Below are 18,902 nucleotides of genomic sequence, written 5' to 3'. Positions count from 1 at the left end.
TTAATTATCTGTCTAAATCAACAAATGAATCATACTTAAAGTATTTGTAATGTAGCTTCATTGTTGAAAATTCAAATGGAGTCCCGTCGTTTAAGAAGAAGATACCTTCCATGATACCTAGAGGTTCATTCTCATTTAAATTCAATAATTTTTGTCCCTCTTCATCAGAAGGCGAAGCTGAAATAGCTAAATAAGTTTTGTTAACTTCTTTTCCAAGCTCAGTTTCCACATAATTAAAAATTGATTCTGAGGCAACTTGCTCATTCAACTCCGGTGCCAACTTAATTGGAATATATCCAGTTTCGATCATAAATGGTTTATCATCCAATAATCTTAATCTCTTAAATGAATAAACGAACTCACTAGGTTTTAAGAATAAATTATCCTGCATATCTTGATCCGGTCTAATAACATCAAAACTTAAAACCTTGATCCCAGGTTTTTGGCCGTTAGCCTTAAAACTATCAGTAATTCCAAGGTTGCTACCACTGTAGTTGAAATAAGAATCCTGCTTCAAATATAACGGATTAATAAAAGTACCCGAACCACGTTTTTTGAATATTATGCCTTGATCTGACATATTGCTTAGCGCACGCTTAATTGAACTTCTACTTACGTCATATTGTTCTGCAAGTGATCGTTCGTCTGGTAAACGCATATCTGGATAAGTATTAGAATCTATTTTTTCTTTTAATGAATCAATAACTCGTTGATAAACTAAATCTGCCATGTTTCCTCCTTTGGAACGTACCAATTTTATATAAGGTAGTTATCAGTCACTTTTATTATATCTCATTTTAAAGATGGATTACATACCAAATGGTTGTTTACTTGCCGCTTACGGTTATGAGTAATTCCACCTGTTGTGAGACCGACTCAAGCCTCGGTCTTGAGTCTCATATTGAAGCTTTGCTACGCAAATCTTCAATATGTCTGTGGAGTAAGAATGGAAAACCACCATTCAACTCCACTGGCACAACTGGTTCCATTACTCATAACCTCCAGCTAATTTTCATCAAAATAAAAAAGCCCCAACTAATACATATATATAGTTGGGAATCGACAATTATTTTATATTTACTATAATTCTTCATTCAAAAATAAACAGATAAACTAGCCGGAAAAATCAAGAAAATCATGTCGCTATAAAAGTGGCGTTAGCACTTTAGTGCTTACACCACGGGACGAATTTTGAAACTTGCGTATTTTGCAAGGTTCAAAATCGAGATTTGAGACCGTACTTTGGCTCAAATCGGTCCCCATAGCGACATGATTTTCTTGATTCTGGAGGCGGCAATTCCCCCGATCTAATTCAACTCATTAAACTCTTGTGTCAATGCAACAGGAAATTCTTTAGGAGTCTTTTGTGCACCAATCATTTCATCAGTCATTCTTACTTTAAAGACAGTTCTATTTCCATAAGGTATGTAATACATGATTCTATTTGTCATATCAAATATAGACTGATATTGAGTATAACTTGGGCCATCTGGCTTAGTATTTGCACCCTTTGGAACATCTACACTATCTAAAATATGCATGATAGTGTTAACAGCTTCAGTAGCGTCGGCTGCTTTTTCAATTACTTCACGATTAAAGGCAGTTCTAACAAAACGATCAACAGCTGTATAACCACCCGGTAAACGAAATGTTCCGTTTTGACCTAATGGTTGAACTTCTAAATCACCAAATTTTTTACTTCCAAAATTATTTGGCTGTGCACCTAAATAATTGGCCAAATTTGTTTCATGCCATTGATAATCTGGAGTATTAGTCATAACACCTGTTTTATCTTCTTGAAGGATCAAGCCATCACCTTCAGGTTCAATGACATATGTTGCTCCTGTTAAATCACTAAATATCCAATGTAGTGGTTGATTCTTACCCATAACACCCTTATCGGATTCAATAATATGCACGTTTTTAATATTATCTTTCAATTCGGCAAGTGATTTATTATTGCCTAAAGCCCACAAAATAAATTCTTCTGATACCAAATTGATAGCTCCATCTGTTGGTTCATGATCATATTCAGCTTTATGAGCAAAATACAATTCAGCTGCTGCCAATCCGTACTCATTAGTACCGTCGGCTACCATATAGTTGTTACCATACTTTGCCCCAGTACCTAAAATGGCATAATCAGCTTTATATGTTTTTTTATCAAAAGAAGATATCCATTCATAATCTCTAGGCAAGAAAGTTGGTCTGCCGTTCAATTCAAATGCAAAGTCCATTGTTCTTGATAAAAACTTAGCTCCATCTAAAGCCTCATAACTTATACTTGTGCACATTGCTACTACTCCCTTTTGGTTCAATTATTAATTAATTTATTCAACGTTTAATTATTATCCTAAATTAGATACAAAATCAACAATTTAAATTTACATTTTTTAAATAATTTTGTACCGATTCCTTATGTTATGATTTGTTTAAATAAGCCTCGGAGGTAAGCAGATGACTATTGATATTAAAAAAGCTCAAGACGTTTATAAGGATGCAGGTGAAAGTGTTATTTTCACAACATTAATGTTAAAACATGAGAACCAAAGTGAAGAAAAAGATGCTATTGCTGAATTTTCTGATATGTCCAACTCAATCATAAATAGCATGCGTATTCGTGACCCTGAAGCCCAAGTTCATGTAGCTTGGGGATTTGGTTCAAATGCTTGGGATTACTTATTCCCTAATTCACCAAAGCCTAAAGAACTCGAAAATTTCAAAGAAATCAAAGGTCCAAAATATACTGCAGTTTCTACACCTGGTGATTTGTTTATTCACGTACGTGCTTCTAAGATGTCAGTTTGTTACGAAATCATTGATCAATTTATGGGTATCTTACGCCCAATAACAACTGTCGAAGATGAAACACATGGTTTCCGTTATTTTGAAGGTCGCTCTATTGTTGGATTCATCGACGGAACTGAAAATCCCGCCGGAGTTGAATCAATGGATTATACTTTGATCGACGAAAAGCAAGATCCAGAATTTGTTAATGGATCATATGCATTTGCTCAAAAATACTCTCATAATATGGATGCTTGGAATGATCTAAAAACAGAGGATCAAGAAAAAGCTATTGGCCGTCATAAATTCTCAGATAGAGAACTTGATGATGACGAAAAACTACCTAATGCCCACAACATTGCCGCTAAAGATGAAGACGGCGGTGTTGAACATAAAATCGTTAGAATGAATGTTCCATTCTCCGACCCCGCAAAGAACTTAACTGGTACATACTTTATTGGTTACTCAAAAGACTTTGCTGTCACTAACCGTATGCTTACAAATATGTTTACTAAAAGCGACCGTTTACTTGACTTTAGTACCCCAATAACAGGTAATTTATTCTTCATTCCTTCAAAAGATACCTTGGATAAGATTGCCGAGGGTGAATATTAATTATAAAAACAAGCTTGACTTTTAAATTTCAACGACTATACTAATCACTAATTTCATTAAAGAAAATTTAATTTAGACGTTGAAGAGAAGAGTAGATCAATTATTAGTTTTGAATAGTGACCGCTGGATAGTGAAAAGGCGGAACGAACACTTGATTGAAGATGAGCTTGGAGTCTTACCTAGGTGAAAGCCAACGGTACGCAAGGATGCGATATCATCCCGAACTTACTTAGTGAGTTGTTGAGGTAGATTTTATCTACGAATTTGGGGTGGTACCACGACCACATCGTCCCCATGTTGACATTAGTCAGCATGGGGACTTTTTTTATACATTTTTTTAATTTATGGAGGTGATTTTAATGTCAAACGATTTTAGACGATTTTCATTTAAGAGGGATTTTCGAATGCCGCAGTTGCGACTAGGCGGCTTTGACAGAAGAATCATCCAACACAACTAATCAATTAAACATGAATTTATTAAAATTTTGGAGGAATCATAATTATGAGTGAACAAGAATATAAATTTGAAACATTACAAGTACATGCTGGACAAACTGTAGACGAAACCGGAGCTCGTGCTGTTCCTATTTATCAAACAACTTCATACGTTTTTAAAGACCCTAAACAAGCAGCTGACCGTTTTGCCTTAAAAGACCCCGGTAATATTTATACCCGTTTGACTAACCCTACAACTGATGTACTTGAGAAAAGAGTTGCTCAACTAGAAGATGGGACATCTGGTGTAGCACTAGCAACTGGTGCGGCGGCTATTTCAGCAACTATTGAAAACATTGCCAAGGCTGGCGATGAAATTGTTTCCGCAAGTACCCTTTATGGTGGAACTTACAATTTATTCAACGTCACATTGCCCAAATTAGGTATTAAAACACATTTCGTTAATTCAGATGATCCCAAAAATTTTGAAAAAGAAATTAACGAACATACAAAAGCACTTTACCTAGAGAGTATTGGTAATCCTGACATCAACCTATCCGATGTTCCTGCTATCGCTGAAATTGCTCACAAAAATGGTTTGTTATTGATCGTTGATAATACATTTGCCTCACCTTATCTATATAAACCACTTGATTTGGGTGCCGATATCGTCGTAGAATCAGCCACTAAATTTATTGGAGGTCACGGTACTAGCATGGGCGGCGTTATCGTAGAAAATGGCAAATTCGATTACCGTAAATCAGATCGATATCCAGAATTTACAACACCAAATCCCCAATACAATGGTTTGGTTTTCGCTGATTTAAATGGCGGTGCTTTTACAACAAAAGTTCGTTCAGAAGTATTGCGTGATGTCGGTGGTGCTATCAGTCCATTCAACTCATTTCTTTTGATCGAGGGTCTAGAAACATTGTCACTAAGAATTGAGAGACACGTTACTAATACTCGTAAAATCATTAAATTCCTTCAAGATTCGCCTAAAGTCGCTTGGATAAAATATCCAGAACAAGAAGACAGCCCTTATTACAAACTGGCCAAAAGAGATTTCCCTAAAGGTGTCGGATCAATCTTTACAATTGGTTTAACTGGTGGTGAAAAAGCAGGTAAAGAATTAATTTCAAACCTAAATATCTTCTCATTGCTAGCAAATGTTGGTGACGCTAAGTCATTGATCATTCATCCCGCTTCAACGACCCATGCACAATTAAATGAAAAAGAACTATTAGCTACAGGTATCACGCCCGATTTAATCAGAATTTCGATCGGTATTGAAAATGCTGACGATTTAATTGCCGATCTTAAGCAGGGATTGGATAAAGTTAGTGATTAGAGAGTGCAATGATACACGTTCAGCTTTCGAGCATTAATGCAAAAGACCCTATCAATCCAAAATCGGATTGATAGGGTCTTTTGTCTTAAGCGGAAAAAGCTGTGTATCATTGCACGTTTACGCCACACATAAAAAATCTCAATACCAATCAACAACCTCATCAATTAATTCTTCAGGTAAATACTTAACCGCAATAATTCGTTCCCCATTACCAGATCGACAATTAAGTCGTAGATGCGCAAATGACTTTTTTGCTAGCCATACACTTTGACGTCTTTCTATTAATTGAATACTCTCTCTAGGAATAAAATAAGTATTTTTAGAGAAGAATTGGTTATTTTGCAAGTATAAGAAATGTTTATCCATTATTGCTAGCCCAGACCTTCTAGCCTTTAAATATGCCGGTCCTACAAAAATAAGTCCAGATAATAAAATAATGACTGCCAACAACCATGTTATTCTGTAAGCCATTATTCCTAAAACAACATCTACTAAAACACTAATAATAATTGCATTACGTAAATCATAATAAAAAGTTTTCGACGATGCCTTTTTAACTTCAAGATTACTAATTGGAATACTGGGAAAAAACTTACCCAAAAATGATTCTAAATTAGCCTTTTCAATTACTGGCATAACTATAATATCTTTTTCGGTATCTTCTTTTTTAGAATTAGAAATTATAACCAACTTAACAGAAGCTATATTTAATAATCTTCGTAAAAGAGTTTGTTTTACAACAACAGCTTGAACACGATTCATAGATATTGTTGTCTTCTTAGTCTTAAAAAATCCATATTCCATTTGAAATTTATTATTATTTTTAACCAAGTTGAAATGATAATACTTAGCAATCAATGACAAAACAGAAATAATATAAAACAGTAACAATACGAAAATAAATCCAGCAATTATAATTAAAATACCTAAATGTTGCATTTCAGCTTCCGCAAACTTATATACCTGTTTATTGACGACATTTTGAATTTTGCCATATGCTGCCAGAATCACTAATAAACCTGATAAAAATGCAGGAGATGTTAGGGCAAACTTCAATAATTCTTTCCATGTTATAGAATATTATTCCCCAGAAAAAGTTTCCCGTGAAACATTTTTAGATTTTATTTCCGTATCAACTTGTTGACGATAATTATTTAGTTCGTTCTTTAGTTCCACAGAAACCGCCGATAAACTTACCTCTGGACCTTCCGAATGTCCTGCTGTTTCTATTTCTAGTTCTTCAAGACCGAATGGTTTTAGAAAAAACCACTGATTAGAAGTTATGTTTTGGATTCTATCATACGGAACGTGGTTAACCTTTTTAACAAATACTCCACTTTTTACCAAAATTTCATGGTCCAACAGCTGATAACTAAAAGTAAAATATTTAAGCAAACAATATCCTACAATCAAAATTAAAGTAACACCTATTCCCAGAACCATCTTTAATAAGGATCCACGAAAGATGGCAACTAAAGCAATGACAATAGGCAAAGCTAGCGACTTGATCTCTTTATATAGGTAAAAAAGAATTGCTGCTGGATGTAATCGACGTGGTTTAGATATCATTTTTAGCCTCCTGCGCCAGTTTCATAATTACTTCCTTCAACTGTTCAGCTTGGGTAGATTCGATACCCTCAATCTCACTTTTTCCAGCAGCCGTAACAACTATAACCTTTTGTAGATCCTTGATCCTCAAAATAGGACCTTGTTTTAAGGTAACATTTTGCACCCTAGCGATTGGAATCACAATTTGCTTCCTAAAAAAATACCCTTTATGTAATTCAACTTGTCGTTCATCAATATAATAAGTCCAAAAATTCCAACGATAAGGAATTAAGACTAGTTCGGAAACTATTACAATGACCGCCAATATCGATACGACAACTTGACTGATTATTATAAAATCTTTATTTATCCCTGGAAAAATCATCTTAATTAAAGCCATTCCCAAAATAACAATCAAAAAAATTAAGAAATCAAAGATCGCATTTATTCGCCAAATAGTCTTAATCTCTTTAGGTATTTTTTCTACTTTATCCATATATTCTCCCCTTGTTCAATCGTGGTTAAAGTATATCAAATACAATATCTTCAGCAAGTTAGTCTTTGGCCGTCTCCGGTTAAAAATGAGAATGAGTCTACAGTGGGATCGTCCGGAGCCAAGGTCTCCGAACTCGATTTTGAACTTCGCAAAGTACGCGAATTTCAAAATACGTCCTGTGCTGTAAGCACGAGAAAACCACTCGTACTAACACCACAATCACTGTTGACTCTTCTCACTTTCAACCTCCGACTAAGATATCTATACTAAACACTAAATACTGATATTCAGTCGGAAGGAGCAAGAAAACTAGGTTGCTATGCAGGTGGCGTTAGTGCTTTAGCACTTACACCACGAGACGAGTTCTGAAATTTGAGTGGTTTTCTCAAAGTTCAAAACCGAAATTCGAGACCCTGGCTCGAATAGGTCCCCATAGCAACATGGTTTTCTTGCTCCTGAAGACGGACTTTTCAAGCAAAAAAAATAATCCAGCAACTGAATTTGCTAGACTATTTGAACTAATACTATAAATTTATATTATTCTGGATCTGGTAAATCGTCGTCTTCATTAACGAATCTCCAATTAGACTTTACGAAATTTAATCCTGCCAGTACTGCTATCAATACTGAGAGCACTAAAAATATTCTACCTACATAAAACATTGGATTGATTGTCATTTCGGTAATCGTCAACAACATTGATACTAAAACTAGAAGCGCTATGCGTATTTTCATCATAGGCGATCCCCCCACAATTTAAAGTAAGGAAATTATACAAATACAATACTAAAAACGCACTAAATTTTTATTTTGGAACGGCCATATAAATTCCTAAGAAAAACATCATAGTCCCAGTTGATAGTAGAAGGTAATATAATGATTCTTTCTTAGCTTTAAATGAGATTGTGGCTATGGCAATTCCAACTATAAATGTTAAGAATATTAATAATAGATACATTTTACCTACCTCCTTGTTATTGCTATATAGTATAACTAAGTTACAATGAATAAGGTTTTTAATGGGAAAGATTTTCTAAAAATTTAATATTTGAGCGCTAAATTAATAAAAATTTACACATTTGTCTTTTTCATTGAACAAATAATCTTTATACTAGTTAGAGGCACTTCTTTTATTAGGGGAAACGTAAATGGTAGTTTTAAAACGAGTATTTTCAGACAAGGTGCTGTGGATTGCTGGTATTGCAGCAATCCTCACCTCAATCTTCATTAGTCCACCGCGACTTATGGATATAAATTGGAAGACGATCGCGTCTTTACTTTCAATGATGATAATAATTCAAATATATGATTATTTAGACTTTTTGAAATATTATGCTGCTTACTTAACTCATAAGGCAAAAACAACCCAGCAACTGATGTTCACTTTAGCATCTTTGGCATTCTTTGGAGCTATGTTTTTAACTAATGATGTTACTATTTTAACTTTAGTTCCATTATTTTATGAATTATCCAAGCATATAAAAGTAAACCCGATTTACCCAGTCATAATCATAGCTATGGCAGCTAACCTAGGAAGTATCTTTACTCCCTTTGGTAATACACATAACTTATTCCTATTAACTCATTACAACTTAGGAATCATGCAATTCTTCGTTATGTCTGCTCCGATAACTATCGTTAACTTTCTGGCAATTTTTGCAATAACTCGCTTTTTTCCAAAGAATAAGGTCGAGTTAACGGAATTAACAGCCGTTGAATTAAATATTCCTAGTTTAGCTCTTACAGCATTTGTTACGATCATCATTTTCTTAGGAATATTCTCTGTTATTCCTATGTGGGGATCATTGATTGCGGCTATACTGCTAGTGATCTTTGTAAATCCAAATATTTTAAAATCAGTAGATTATTCCATCGTCTTGATTTTTATGTGTTTCTTCATAGCCGTTGGTAATATCAATCGTGATCCACAAATAGTTAGCCACTTATCAGGTTTTATCCAAACAAGAACAAGTGCCTATCTAACCTCTATTGTTACTAGTCAATTTATTAGTAACGTGCCCACTACGATCTTAGTTTCTAAGTTTTCTACATATGTTCATGCTATATTCTTAGGTACTAATATTGGTGGTTTAGGAACGGTAGTTGCTTCTTTGGCTAACTTACTAGCTTTTAAACAGTATAAGTTCTTCTTTAAAAAGAACCCCGGCAAATATTTAATTGCCTTTTCAATAATCAACTTTACAATGTTAATAATAATTGGAGTTATTGGTTACTTTATGATCGATTTATTCCAATAATAAAGAGTGCAAAAAAAGGCGGTTTGCCACCGAATCATAGCCACGAACCACGAATGATTGGTTCCATCAATCATTTGAGGTTCGTGGCTATGTGGAGGTTGCAGCCTTTTTTTTGCACGTTTAGTCTATAAAAATTTGAAAACAAAATCATGCTGCTTAAACGCATAACAAAGTATAGCTTTTTCCGCTTAAAATAGATTAAAACAGATATTTCTTTTTGGATTACTCCTCTTTTTTTCCTTTATCATGCCGCTTAAACGCGTAACAAAGTATAGCTTTTTCCGCTTAAAATAAAATTACCCAGCAACCTGAAGGTTGTTGGGTAATTTTACTTTAATGCTCGAAAGCTGAGCATACTTTGTTACGCTCTTTGTCTTAAATTATAATTCTTCCACTTTCTAACTTGACGACTGTAATTAGTAAATGGTGAAATTGCATTGATTCTGATCCATTTGGCAACTGGCCACATGGCTTTTGTAGTTGCCCACTTTCTCTCTCCCGGCTTAAATAGTTCATCAGAAGACATGTGATCTATCCAAGCAATTAACTCTTTAACAACTTTTTTTAGTTCTTCTTCCTCATTGTCTAAGCCATTGGCACCATACTTAACGTTAAAGTCGTGGTATAACTCACGCATTTGGTCCCACTTATATCCTGGCGTCGGAGTAGTTATTTCTTCGCCGCTTTCTTCCATCTTTTCCCAAGAAAGAATCATATTAATCCAACCGACTTGATAAGAGAGCATTTCTCTTGGTGTCTTCTCTACTTGGTCAATTCTTTCATCAGCCACACCATCAGTAATACCCTGATATTCATCAATGAATTTATGATAACTTTCTTTTATTTGGTCAATTAATTCTTCTGAATTCTTATATCCCCGCATACCGTCGCTACCTTTCATTGATTTTGAGTCCTACTCGGGACTCCTCCAATATTCATTATAGGCCTCGGAATGTCACAATTGTTGTAAAATAACTTATGAAAAATTTCACTATTGTTTTTTGTAAACTATTTTTCTTCCTATATATGCCATAATGACGGGCTATAATGACAAATTTATCAAAGTATTAAAAAAGGAATATACCGATTTTATTTTCGATATATTCCTTTTATTATTCTCCAAAAATCTCTTTTTTTAATTTTAAAGCGGTTGGTGTAGTTGCTACTCCACCTTCAGCAGTTTCCTTGAATATACTAGGCATTTGCTGTCCAACTCTACGCATGGCATCGACTACTTCATCGACAGGAATAACACTCTTGATACCAGCTAACGCCATATCAGCAGATATCATCGCTTGAGACGAACCAAGTGCATTTCTCTTAACACAAGGTACTTCAACCAGACCGGCAACAGGATCACAAATCAATCCCATCATATTTTGTAAAGTTATGGCTATTGCGTATCCAGCCTGCTCTGCTGTACCTCCTTTGGCACAAACTAAGGCTGCAGCAGCCATTGCACTAGCTGACCCTACTTCTGCCTGGCAACCACCTTCAGCGCCCGCAATAGATGAATTATTAGCAATGGCGAGGCCGAAAGCACCTGCTACAAATAAGAAATCAACTTGTTCATCTTTAGTCATTTTCAAGCGATCTCGAACGGCCATTAATACACCGGCTAAGACCCCTGCACTACCGGCTGTAGGAGTTGCACAAATGAGTCCCATTTTAGCGTTGACCTCATTTACAGCAATAGCATTTCTAACAGCTTCAAGAATCGGTTTACCACTTAAAAAATCGCCATCATCAATATATTGATCCATTCGCTTTGCATCCCCACCGGTCAATCCAGTAACGGACTTAACTCCTTTTATACCTTCTTTAACCGATTTCTCCATTGCTTCAAGATTACATTCCATGAGTGAACGAATCTTATCCTTGTCACGTCCTGTATTTTCTGATTCTACGGTGATCATCAAATCAGCAATTGAAGGATAATCATGACTTTGTTCAATTAAATCCTTAACTGTATAAAACATAATATATCCCCCTATTCAAAGAATGTTGTGTTTTCTATATTTTTTATTTCTTTTAATTGCTTAAGTATTTCTTCATGATCTTTTCTATCATCAACTTCAATGATCATGATAGACTTTTCACCTTTAGATTCTCTAGTAACGGTCATAGTACCGATATTGATATCTCGATCATAAAATATATCTGTTACCTGGGCAATCATCCCCGCAACATCTTGTTGGATCGTTATATAAGTGGGTGTCCCCATACTCAACGAAATCTTAAAACCATTAATTTCAGAAATTTGAATATTTCCTCCACCAATCGATACTCCAGTTACAGTAAGACTATGGTCCCCCTTGGTCATCGTTATCTTAGTTGTATTAGGATGGTCGACTTTATCACTCTTTGGAACAAAAGCAACTTTTATTCCTTTGTCATAAGCAATTTTCAAAGAATCAGATAATCTATCATTATCTGGTTTCATGCCTAATAATCCTCCAACGATAGCAACATCTGTACCATGACCACGATATGTTTTAGCAAATGATTCATACAGATCAATCGTTATTTTTTCTGGCTCTTCACCAAAAATACTACGTACGACTTTACCAATTCTGGCTGCCCCAGCCGTATGTGAACTGCTTGGTCCCACCATAACGGGACCTATAATGTCAAAAACACTATTAAAACGTAAATCTTTCATAATTTACTCCTTTATTTCATATTTTTGGCAAATCATTTTCCCCAACTTAAATAATTTAAATGTGTATTATTTCGTTTTCAAATTCTTTGTGCCTTAGTAATATTAACGCGTCAAAGATGTTAAAACAACTCATTTTGTGAATGTTGTCACAGTTATTTTACGATGATATTTTTTGAAATTTTTGACAAAAATAAAAGGAACATATCTAGTTATAGACATGTTTCCCCTTTTATTTGTGGTGCTTATTTTGATGCTGGTTTGGTAATGTTTTGATACTGATTTGAAACGAGTAAAACAAGGCAGCTCCCTGCGCTTACTACGATAAATAGCTGCGTCAACTCCGTTGCCACAACTATTTACCTAGGTAATGCTCAGGAGCTAAACGCCTTGTTTTACTCTCTTTTTTCCGAAACGCGAATCAATTGGCAAACCTCTCCGCTTACTACGATAAATAATTGCGTCAACTTCGTTGCCACAACTATTTACCTAAGTAATGCTCGAGGTTTAAGCGGCCAATTGAAACGCTCTTTTTTTTAGTGCCACTGTCCACTAACAAATTGCAACTTGGACAACTCTGTTCCCTTTGTTACTAAGCTTGCCATTAATTCTTTTGTCTTATCATTATAATGCTTTACGATTTCAGCATTTTGCTTTGTTAGATAATCTGTTAATTCGTCACCTGACATTGTGACTGCTTTCTTATCTACTTCATCGATCTTTCTGTGTGCCCACTCTGACAATTCTTTTCTATAATCGATGTCATCTTGGATAAATTCTTTATAATGTGATTCTACTAACATTGCTAATGATTCATACATCCAGAAGGCACTCTTTAGATCTAGCTTTTCTGGAATGTCAGTGTATGAAGAATCTATTTCATTAGTATTTGCGAAGAATGGTACGTATGGGCAAAATGATGGAACTCCTAATGATACCCATTCAATTGCGGCTGCTCCGTTTTTGTCTGAATCACGTAATTGTAAAACATGTGATTGAGCTGTACGTGCTAATGAAATTGAACGATAGATATGTTTGTCTTTTTCACAGCCTGTTCCTAGTGGATCATATTTTGTTTCATTATAGTGTGATCCTAAAACAAATTGAATATCTTCTGGTGTGATTTTAAATTCTGGTTTACGAATAAATTGTAGATCTGATGATTCAGGGTCTTGTTCGATTGATGGGTTAAAGTACTTTTGTGCATACCAAACTCTTGGTGTGTTATAGTGACGGTCAAATTCTGTATCAGTACCAAAAATACGACGGAAGTTGAATCCTTCAAAGTCTGGATTCAAATTATTTTTCTCAACAAATTCTTGAATTCCATCGGCCCACATATAGTTATCAGGGTCATTAAAATCAATATTTTGAATTGATGTTTGATTTCCTGTAACTGCGTAACAATCATCAGGGATACGAACAGCTACCCATTGATGTCCGGTTACGATTTCCATATACCAAACTTCATCTTTATCGTTGAATTGAACACCATTACCTTCAGCTGAACCATATTTCTTAACTAATTCACCTAAATAACGTACTCCATCACGTGCTGAGTCGATGAATGGCAATACTAATGTTGTCATTGAATCTTCTGCTAAACCGTTTTTTACAAACGGATCTAGTGCCAAAACGTGTTCATTAGCAAAAATACTTTCTGTAGCACTTTCACCAACATTCTTTTCGTTAAAACCATTTTCCTCATTAGGTCCTGCGCTTTGATCCAAGTTAGGCGTAGAAATATATTTGTAACCGTTTTCTGGTAATGGAACAGTTAACTTATTATATGGTGAAACATAAGTCTCCTTACGACCTGATACAGCAGGTTGAACGATCAGTCTTTTACCTTCAATTGCGGCGTGTCTATCTTCATTTCTCGATATTAAGGTAGATCCGTCCATACTAGCCTTTTTGCCAACTAAAATTGACGTACATGCAGATGCTTCCAAACGATCAGTCATATCTTCTCTCCTCCAATTCAGTTTTCAAGTTAAGAGTAACAGAATATTTGTTAAAATAAAACACGTTTTCTTTTAATATGTTAAGGCTTACAATTACTGTGTGTCATAATTTTTCGAGGGAGTGTGATTAGATGTTCTTTATAGATACATCAAAGAATAAGAAGCCTGTTTACAACGCAATTGTTAATCAATCATTAGATAACTATTTGGTAAATGATCTTAAACTAAAGGGTCACGGTTTAATTATGTATATCAATAATCCTTCAGTTATTGTAGGTGTTAACCAAAATGCTTACGCTGAAGTCAACTTTCCCTATTTAAAAGAGAAAAATATCCAACTAGTTAGACGTACTTCTGGTGGTGGTGCGGTTTACCACGACTATGGAAATATGATTTTTGAAAATATTATTATTGGTAACGATGATCATTTTGGAGATTATAAATATTTCGCTCAACCTATCGTCGATGCCTTACACGAAATGGGCGCAACTGGTGCTGAAATGCGTGGCAGAAATGATATCGTCATTGATGGTAAAAAGTTCTCTGGAATGACTATGTTTAAAGTCGGTGATTCCTACGCTGCTGGTGGTACATTGATGTTTGACCTTGATATGGAAACTGCTTCAAAAGTTCTAACACCCGAACAAGATAAACTTGAATCTAAAGGTGTTAAATCAGTAAACAAACGTATTACAAATATTAAGGAATACTTGGACGAACCATTTAAGAGTATGGACGCTGATCACTTCAAACTTGAATTGTTGAAACGTATTTTCAAAGTAGACTCCTTAGATGATATTGAGACTTATACCCTTACTGATCATGATTGGAATATCATTGACTCACGTTTAGCCGACAAATACGATACTGATGAATGGAACTATGGTAAGAATCCTGGCTTCACAAATTATGTATCAAAGCATTTTGATATTGGTACAGTCGCATTTAACTTCTCATTAAATGATAATAATGAAATTTCTGCTATTAAGATATATGGTGATTTCATTACTGGTGGAAAACCTTCAGTTCTTGAAGATGCTCTACTAAATACTAAATTTGATAAAGACAGCTTACTTGCCAGTCTAAACAAAGTAGATATTGCTGGTAATCTAGGTAAAATAGATGCCGAACCTTTAGTAGATTTATTACTTTCCAAATAATTAATTATGATTGCAGATACATTTCCAATTCTTTAATTGCTTGTGCTAAAATACCTTCACAATAGTTTTCATAAAGGAGATCATGATTTGAAACGAATTGCAGTGTATTGTGGTGCAGCAAGTGGAAATGAAAAAATCTATCAAGAAGCAACTTTGCAGTTAGCCGATTGGTTAGTTGATAACGATTTAGAATTAGTTTACGGAGGCGGGAAAGTTGGCCTTATGGGCATGCTTGCCGGCGAAGTTCGTAATAAAGGTGGCAATGTCCACGGAATTATAACTCAAGAATTGTTTGATCGTGGTACTGCTTTTGAAGATTGTGATTTACAAATAGTCCCTGACATGTCTGTACGTAAAAAAACTATGTTAGATCTATCAGATGGATGTATTGCTTTACCTGGAGGTCCAGGTACTTTAGAAGAAATAATCGAAGCATTTTCTTGGGCAAGACTTGGTGACAACGAAAACCCTAGCGCATTTTTTAATGTTAAAGGCTACTATGATCCACTCAAAACTATGTTCGATCAAATGACTAGTAAGGAGTTCTTAAGTTCAGAAGATCGTGAAAAACTACTTTTCTCTGATTCATTAGATGATATACGTGAATTTATGGAAAATTATGTTCCTCCTAAGATTCGTACTTATACAAATAACTAGTTTTGACTTAATATGAAGCGTAAAACAGCCTCTATACGAAGCTTAAACGTGCAATGAAACACAGATTTTTCCGCTTAAACCAAACAACCCCAACAATCCTATCGGATTGTTGGGGTTGTTTGCCTTAATGCTCGAAAGCTGAACGTGTTTCATTGCACTCTTTCATTGCACTCTTTCATTACACTCTTTGAAATTGTCCTCTCAACTTCAACCTACAAATATACTTATCAAACTCAGCTACAAGTAAGATAATTGCCCCACCTACTATTGCAAGTACCCATTCTGTTATACCTAGAGAACCTGTATAAAATATTTCTTGCATGAATGGAACATAAGTAAGTACAACTTGCAGTAACAACATTAATCCTACGAAGTAAAATGCTTTAGGGTTAGAAAAGAAGTTTCTAGAAAATGCTGGCTTTTGAGAGCGAATATTAAATAAGTAGAAAATCTTACCCATTATCAAAACATTTACCATTGTAGTACTTGAAATTACTGCGCTGACTCCATTTCCACGTAGGAAGGCATCAATGATCAAACTGATAACTGCCATCAAAATAGAAATATATGTAACTTGGAACAAGTCATGCCTGCTCATTAATTTAGAGCCGGTCTTTCTAGGCGGACGACTCATAATGCCGTCTTCTGCTGGTTCAAAAGTCAATGCAAACTGGATAGTAATCGCTGATACCATATTGATCCACAGCAATTGCGTCGGATGTAGAGGAATCTCACTCTTTGTAAGAATTGAATACATTATGATCAATCCTTCTGAAAAAGAGATCGGGAGCAAGTACAAAATACTCTTTTTGATATTATCAAATATTCTTCTACCTTCTCTCATAGCCTTAGAAATGGTAGCAAAATTGTCATCTGTCAAAATCATATCAGCGGAATCTTTGGCAACATCTGTTCCTTTAATTCCCATGGCCACTCCTATGTCAGCTTGTTTCAAGGCTGGAGCGTCGTTTACACCATCCCCTGTCATAGCAGTAACTTTATTATTCTTTTGTAGTGCTTCGATTATTTCGATCTTATTTCCCGGAGTTGTTCTAGCAAATACTTGATTTTCATCTGCCGCTTTTATACGTTCTGAATCTGATAACCTATCCCATTTTGGACCTGTTATAGCATTAATGTTTTGAGCTAACCCAAGTTTTTCACCTATTGCACTAGCTGTGATCGGACTATCACCAGTTATCATCTTAACTTCAACACCAGCGGAACGAATTTCTTCAAGTGCTTCAATTACTTCCTCTCTAGGAGGATCTATAATAGCCGCAAGGCCTAAGAAGTTCAGTCCGTTATTTATGAGGTCATGGGTAATAGTAGTCGTCTCATTTGAAACTTTTTTATAACCGACACCAATCACACGTTTACCATCTTCAGAAAATTTTTTAACCTTTTGTGACCAACTATCTTGATCAAATGAATCATCGTTATTTTTAGCCATTTGGAATAACTTATCAGGTGATCCTTTAACAAAAAGATAATTCTGATCATCTTTTTTCACTAATCTAGCAATATATCTATAATCAGAGTCAAACGGTAAGATATCGATACTTTCAAAGTCTGATTCTTTACCATACGGGAAAACTTTGTGATAGAGAGATAAAAACGCACCGTCAGTGGGTTCACCGACGATTTTCCATTCTCCATCATCATTACTTAAGTGGGTATCATTTGCCTGATAACCTGATTCTAAGAATAATTGTAGTTTTTCATTCATTTCAACTGGTTGATCATTTTTAACAATTTCCCCAACAGGTTCATAACCTATTCCCGTTACTTGAAATTCATCATCTAAAACTACAATGTCAGTTACCGTCATCTCATTTTTAGTTAATGTTCCCGTTTTGTCTGTAGCTATAACGTCAACTGAACCTAAAGTTTCAACAGCTGGCAAGGTTTTAATAATAGTATTTTGATTTTTAGCCATATCGTTCACACCTTTGGCCAAAATAACCGATGTCGTAGCGGGTAATCCTTCAGGAATTGTACCAACTACCATTGAAACCACTGCCATAGATAAAACTGAAATAGAATAAACGTTAAATAGTAAACCAATAAAGAAAGTTATCACTGCCGCAGCAACAATAAAGTATGAAACACTGCTTCCCAATTTATCGATCACTTGCATTAATGGAGTCTTACGTTTCTTTACAGAGCTGACCTCGGTGGATATTTTACCAATTTCTGTATTTTCAGCGGTAGCAACAACTGAACCAATACCACTTCCCTTAGTAACAGCCGTTGTTGCAAAAGCCATATTAGTTTGATCAGCTAAAGCAGAATCTTCTTTAATAACATCAGATGACTTTTCAACTGAATTAGTTTCACCAGTTAAAGATGATTCTTGAATTCTCAAATTATCAGAATTAATAATTCTCAAATCAGCAGGTACATTATCACCCGCTTCTAAAAAGACCGTATCTCCAGGAACTAAATCTTCTGCAGATATTTCCTTTCTTTGACCATCTCGATATACAGTTGCATTGATCGAAAGCATTTCTTTGATTCGTTCTAAAGCATTAGAAGCACTGGCTTCTTGAAAATACCCGATCAATGAATTTATGATTACAACCAATCCAATTATGATCGAGTCCGAATAATGACCCAATATTAAAGTAATCAGAGCTGCAAAAATCAGCACGTAGATCACCATATTATTAAATTGACTAAGAAACATTTTCCATTTTGGAGTTTTCTTTGATTCAAGTTTATTTAGTCCAAATTCCTCTAGTCGCTTTTTAGCTTCTTCATCGGAAAGACCCTGTTCAAAATCTTGAATTCTGTTTTTCTTTTTTAATTCTTCTAAATATAATTGATAGTATTTTATGTCCATCTAAGACCTCGCTTTCATAAAGTGGGTTCGGTGGATATATCCGTGTATATAAACTTTAACAAATATTTTTATTTAAGTAAAGTCTTATGCATATATGTCGTAAAAACTTATATATAAAAATAGAGCC

Annotated in this window: 17 protein-coding genes; 5 read left to right on the top strand and 12 right to left on the bottom strand. The window is 35.0% G+C overall.

Translation table 11 applies throughout. From position 1 onward, the window contains the following. Positions 1 to 4: 4 nt before the first annotated feature. The gene (locus tag FC72_RS04405; protein WP_057765166.1) at positions 5 to 730 is read right to left on the bottom strand and encodes a GntR family transcriptional regulator; all 726 of its coding nucleotides are present in this window, start codon (positions 728 to 730) and stop codon (positions 5 to 7) included. 577 nt (positions 731 to 1,307) lie between these two features. Then, positions 1,308 to 2,294, bottom strand: a complete 987-nt coding sequence (locus FC72_RS04400) for a choloylglycine hydrolase family protein (protein WP_057765164.1) — start codon at positions 2,292 to 2,294, stop codon at positions 1,308 to 1,310. 163 nt (positions 2,295 to 2,457) lie between these two features. Between FC72_RS04400 and FC72_RS04395 the strand changes: the two genes are divergently transcribed. Further along, positions 2,458 to 3,402 (top strand): Dyp-type peroxidase, encoded by a 945-nt coding sequence (locus FC72_RS04395; protein ID WP_057765162.1) that lies wholly within the window; start codon positions 2,458 to 2,460, stop codon positions 3,400 to 3,402. Between the two features lie 502 nt (positions 3,403 to 3,904). Beyond that, entirely contained in the window at positions 3,905 to 5,188 is a 1,284-nt protein-coding gene (locus tag FC72_RS04390; protein ID WP_057765160.1) for an O-acetylhomoserine aminocarboxypropyltransferase/cysteine synthase family protein, read from the top strand. 138 nt (positions 5,189 to 5,326) lie between these two features. On the opposite strand, the gene FC72_RS04385 is transcribed toward FC72_RS04390, so the two are convergent. From FC72_RS04385 to FC72_RS10735, 5 genes are all read right to left on the bottom strand, one after another. Next, the gene (locus FC72_RS04385; protein ID WP_057765158.1) at positions 5,327 to 6,244 is read right to left on the bottom strand and encodes a PH domain-containing protein; all 918 of its coding nucleotides are present in this window, start codon (positions 6,242 to 6,244) and stop codon (positions 5,327 to 5,329) included. Positions 6,245 to 6,268: 24 nt separating this feature from the next. After that, positions 6,269 to 6,757 carry a PH domain-containing protein gene (locus tag FC72_RS04380; protein WP_057765156.1) on the bottom strand — a complete coding sequence of 163 codons (489 nt, stop codon included), beginning with the start codon at positions 6,755 to 6,757 and terminating at the stop codon, positions 6,269 to 6,271. Continuing rightward, on the bottom strand, positions 6,747 to 7,232 hold the full coding sequence (locus tag FC72_RS04375; protein WP_057765154.1) for a PH domain-containing protein: 486 nt from the start codon (positions 7,230 to 7,232) through the stop codon (positions 6,747 to 6,749). The genes FC72_RS04380 and FC72_RS04375 overlap by 11 nt, the downstream gene beginning before the upstream one ends. A 537-nt stretch (positions 7,233 to 7,769) precedes the next feature. Then, complete coding sequence (locus FC72_RS04370) at positions 7,770 to 7,970, bottom strand: hypothetical protein (RefSeq protein WP_057765152.1); 201 nt, start codon at positions 7,968 to 7,970, stop codon at positions 7,770 to 7,772. A gap of 67 nt (positions 7,971 to 8,037) precedes the next feature. Then, on the bottom strand, positions 8,038 to 8,190 hold the full coding sequence (locus tag FC72_RS10735) for a hypothetical protein (protein WP_157051105.1): 153 nt from the start codon (positions 8,188 to 8,190) through the stop codon (positions 8,038 to 8,040). A 190-nt stretch (positions 8,191 to 8,380) separates the two neighbouring features. Here FC72_RS10735 and FC72_RS04365 point away from each other — a divergent pair, with 190 nt between their 5' ends. Then, entirely contained in the window at positions 8,381 to 9,490 is a 1,110-nt protein-coding gene (locus tag FC72_RS04365) for an SLC13 family permease (RefSeq protein ID WP_057765151.1), read from the top strand. A gap of 361 nt (positions 9,491 to 9,851) precedes the next feature. Here the strand turns inward: FC72_RS04365 and FC72_RS04360 are convergent, their stop codons facing one another. The 4 genes from FC72_RS04360 to FC72_RS04345 all read right to left on the bottom strand — a co-directional run bounded on the left by FC72_RS04360 (position 9,852) and on the right by FC72_RS04345 (position 14,113). After that, complete coding sequence (locus tag FC72_RS04360) at positions 9,852 to 10,391, bottom strand: ClbS/DfsB family four-helix bundle protein (protein ID WP_083480746.1); 540 nt, start codon at positions 10,389 to 10,391, stop codon at positions 9,852 to 9,854. A gap of 211 nt (positions 10,392 to 10,602) precedes the next feature. Beyond that, a complete protein-coding gene (gene sdaAA, locus FC72_RS04355) occupies positions 10,603 to 11,469 on the bottom strand; it encodes an L-serine ammonia-lyase, iron-sulfur-dependent, subunit alpha (RefSeq protein WP_057765149.1) in 867 nt (288 codons plus the stop codon). An 11-nt stretch (positions 11,470 to 11,480) separates the two neighbouring features. After that, complete coding sequence (gene sdaAB / locus FC72_RS04350) at positions 11,481 to 12,152, bottom strand: L-serine ammonia-lyase, iron-sulfur-dependent subunit beta (protein ID WP_057765147.1); 672 nt, start codon at positions 12,150 to 12,152, stop codon at positions 11,481 to 11,483. A 533-nt stretch (positions 12,153 to 12,685) separates the two neighbouring features. Next, positions 12,686 to 14,113, bottom strand: a complete 1,428-nt coding sequence (locus tag FC72_RS04345) for a C69 family dipeptidase (protein WP_057765146.1) — start codon at positions 14,111 to 14,113, stop codon at positions 12,686 to 12,688. 131 nt (positions 14,114 to 14,244) lie between these two features. On the opposite strand from FC72_RS04345, the gene FC72_RS04340 reads away from it, so the two are divergent. Both FC72_RS04340 and FC72_RS04335 read left to right on the top strand, forming a co-directional pair. Continuing rightward, on the top strand, positions 14,245 to 15,273 hold the full coding sequence (locus tag FC72_RS04340) for a lipoate--protein ligase (protein ID WP_057765144.1): 1,029 nt from the start codon (positions 14,245 to 14,247) through the stop codon (positions 15,271 to 15,273). 87 nt (positions 15,274 to 15,360) lie between these two features. Further along, positions 15,361 to 15,930, top strand: coding sequence for an LOG family protein (locus tag FC72_RS04335; protein ID WP_057765142.1), 570 nt, complete (start codon positions 15,361 to 15,363; stop codon positions 15,928 to 15,930). Positions 15,931 to 16,108: 178 nt separating this feature from the next. On the opposite strand, the gene FC72_RS04330 is transcribed toward FC72_RS04335, so the two are convergent. Further along, complete coding sequence (locus FC72_RS04330) at positions 16,109 to 18,775, bottom strand: HAD-IC family P-type ATPase (RefSeq protein ID WP_057765140.1); 2,667 nt, start codon at positions 18,773 to 18,775, stop codon at positions 16,109 to 16,111. Positions 18,776 to 18,902 lie beyond the last annotated feature (127 nt).

This window comes from Companilactobacillus tucceti DSM 20183 (assembly GCF_001434665.1).
GTDB classification, from domain to species: domain Bacteria; phylum Bacillota; class Bacilli; order Lactobacillales; family Lactobacillaceae; genus Companilactobacillus; species Companilactobacillus tucceti.
Note: the sequence above shows the minus strand (reverse complement) of the source record. Positions and strands in the feature narration are given on the sequence as shown.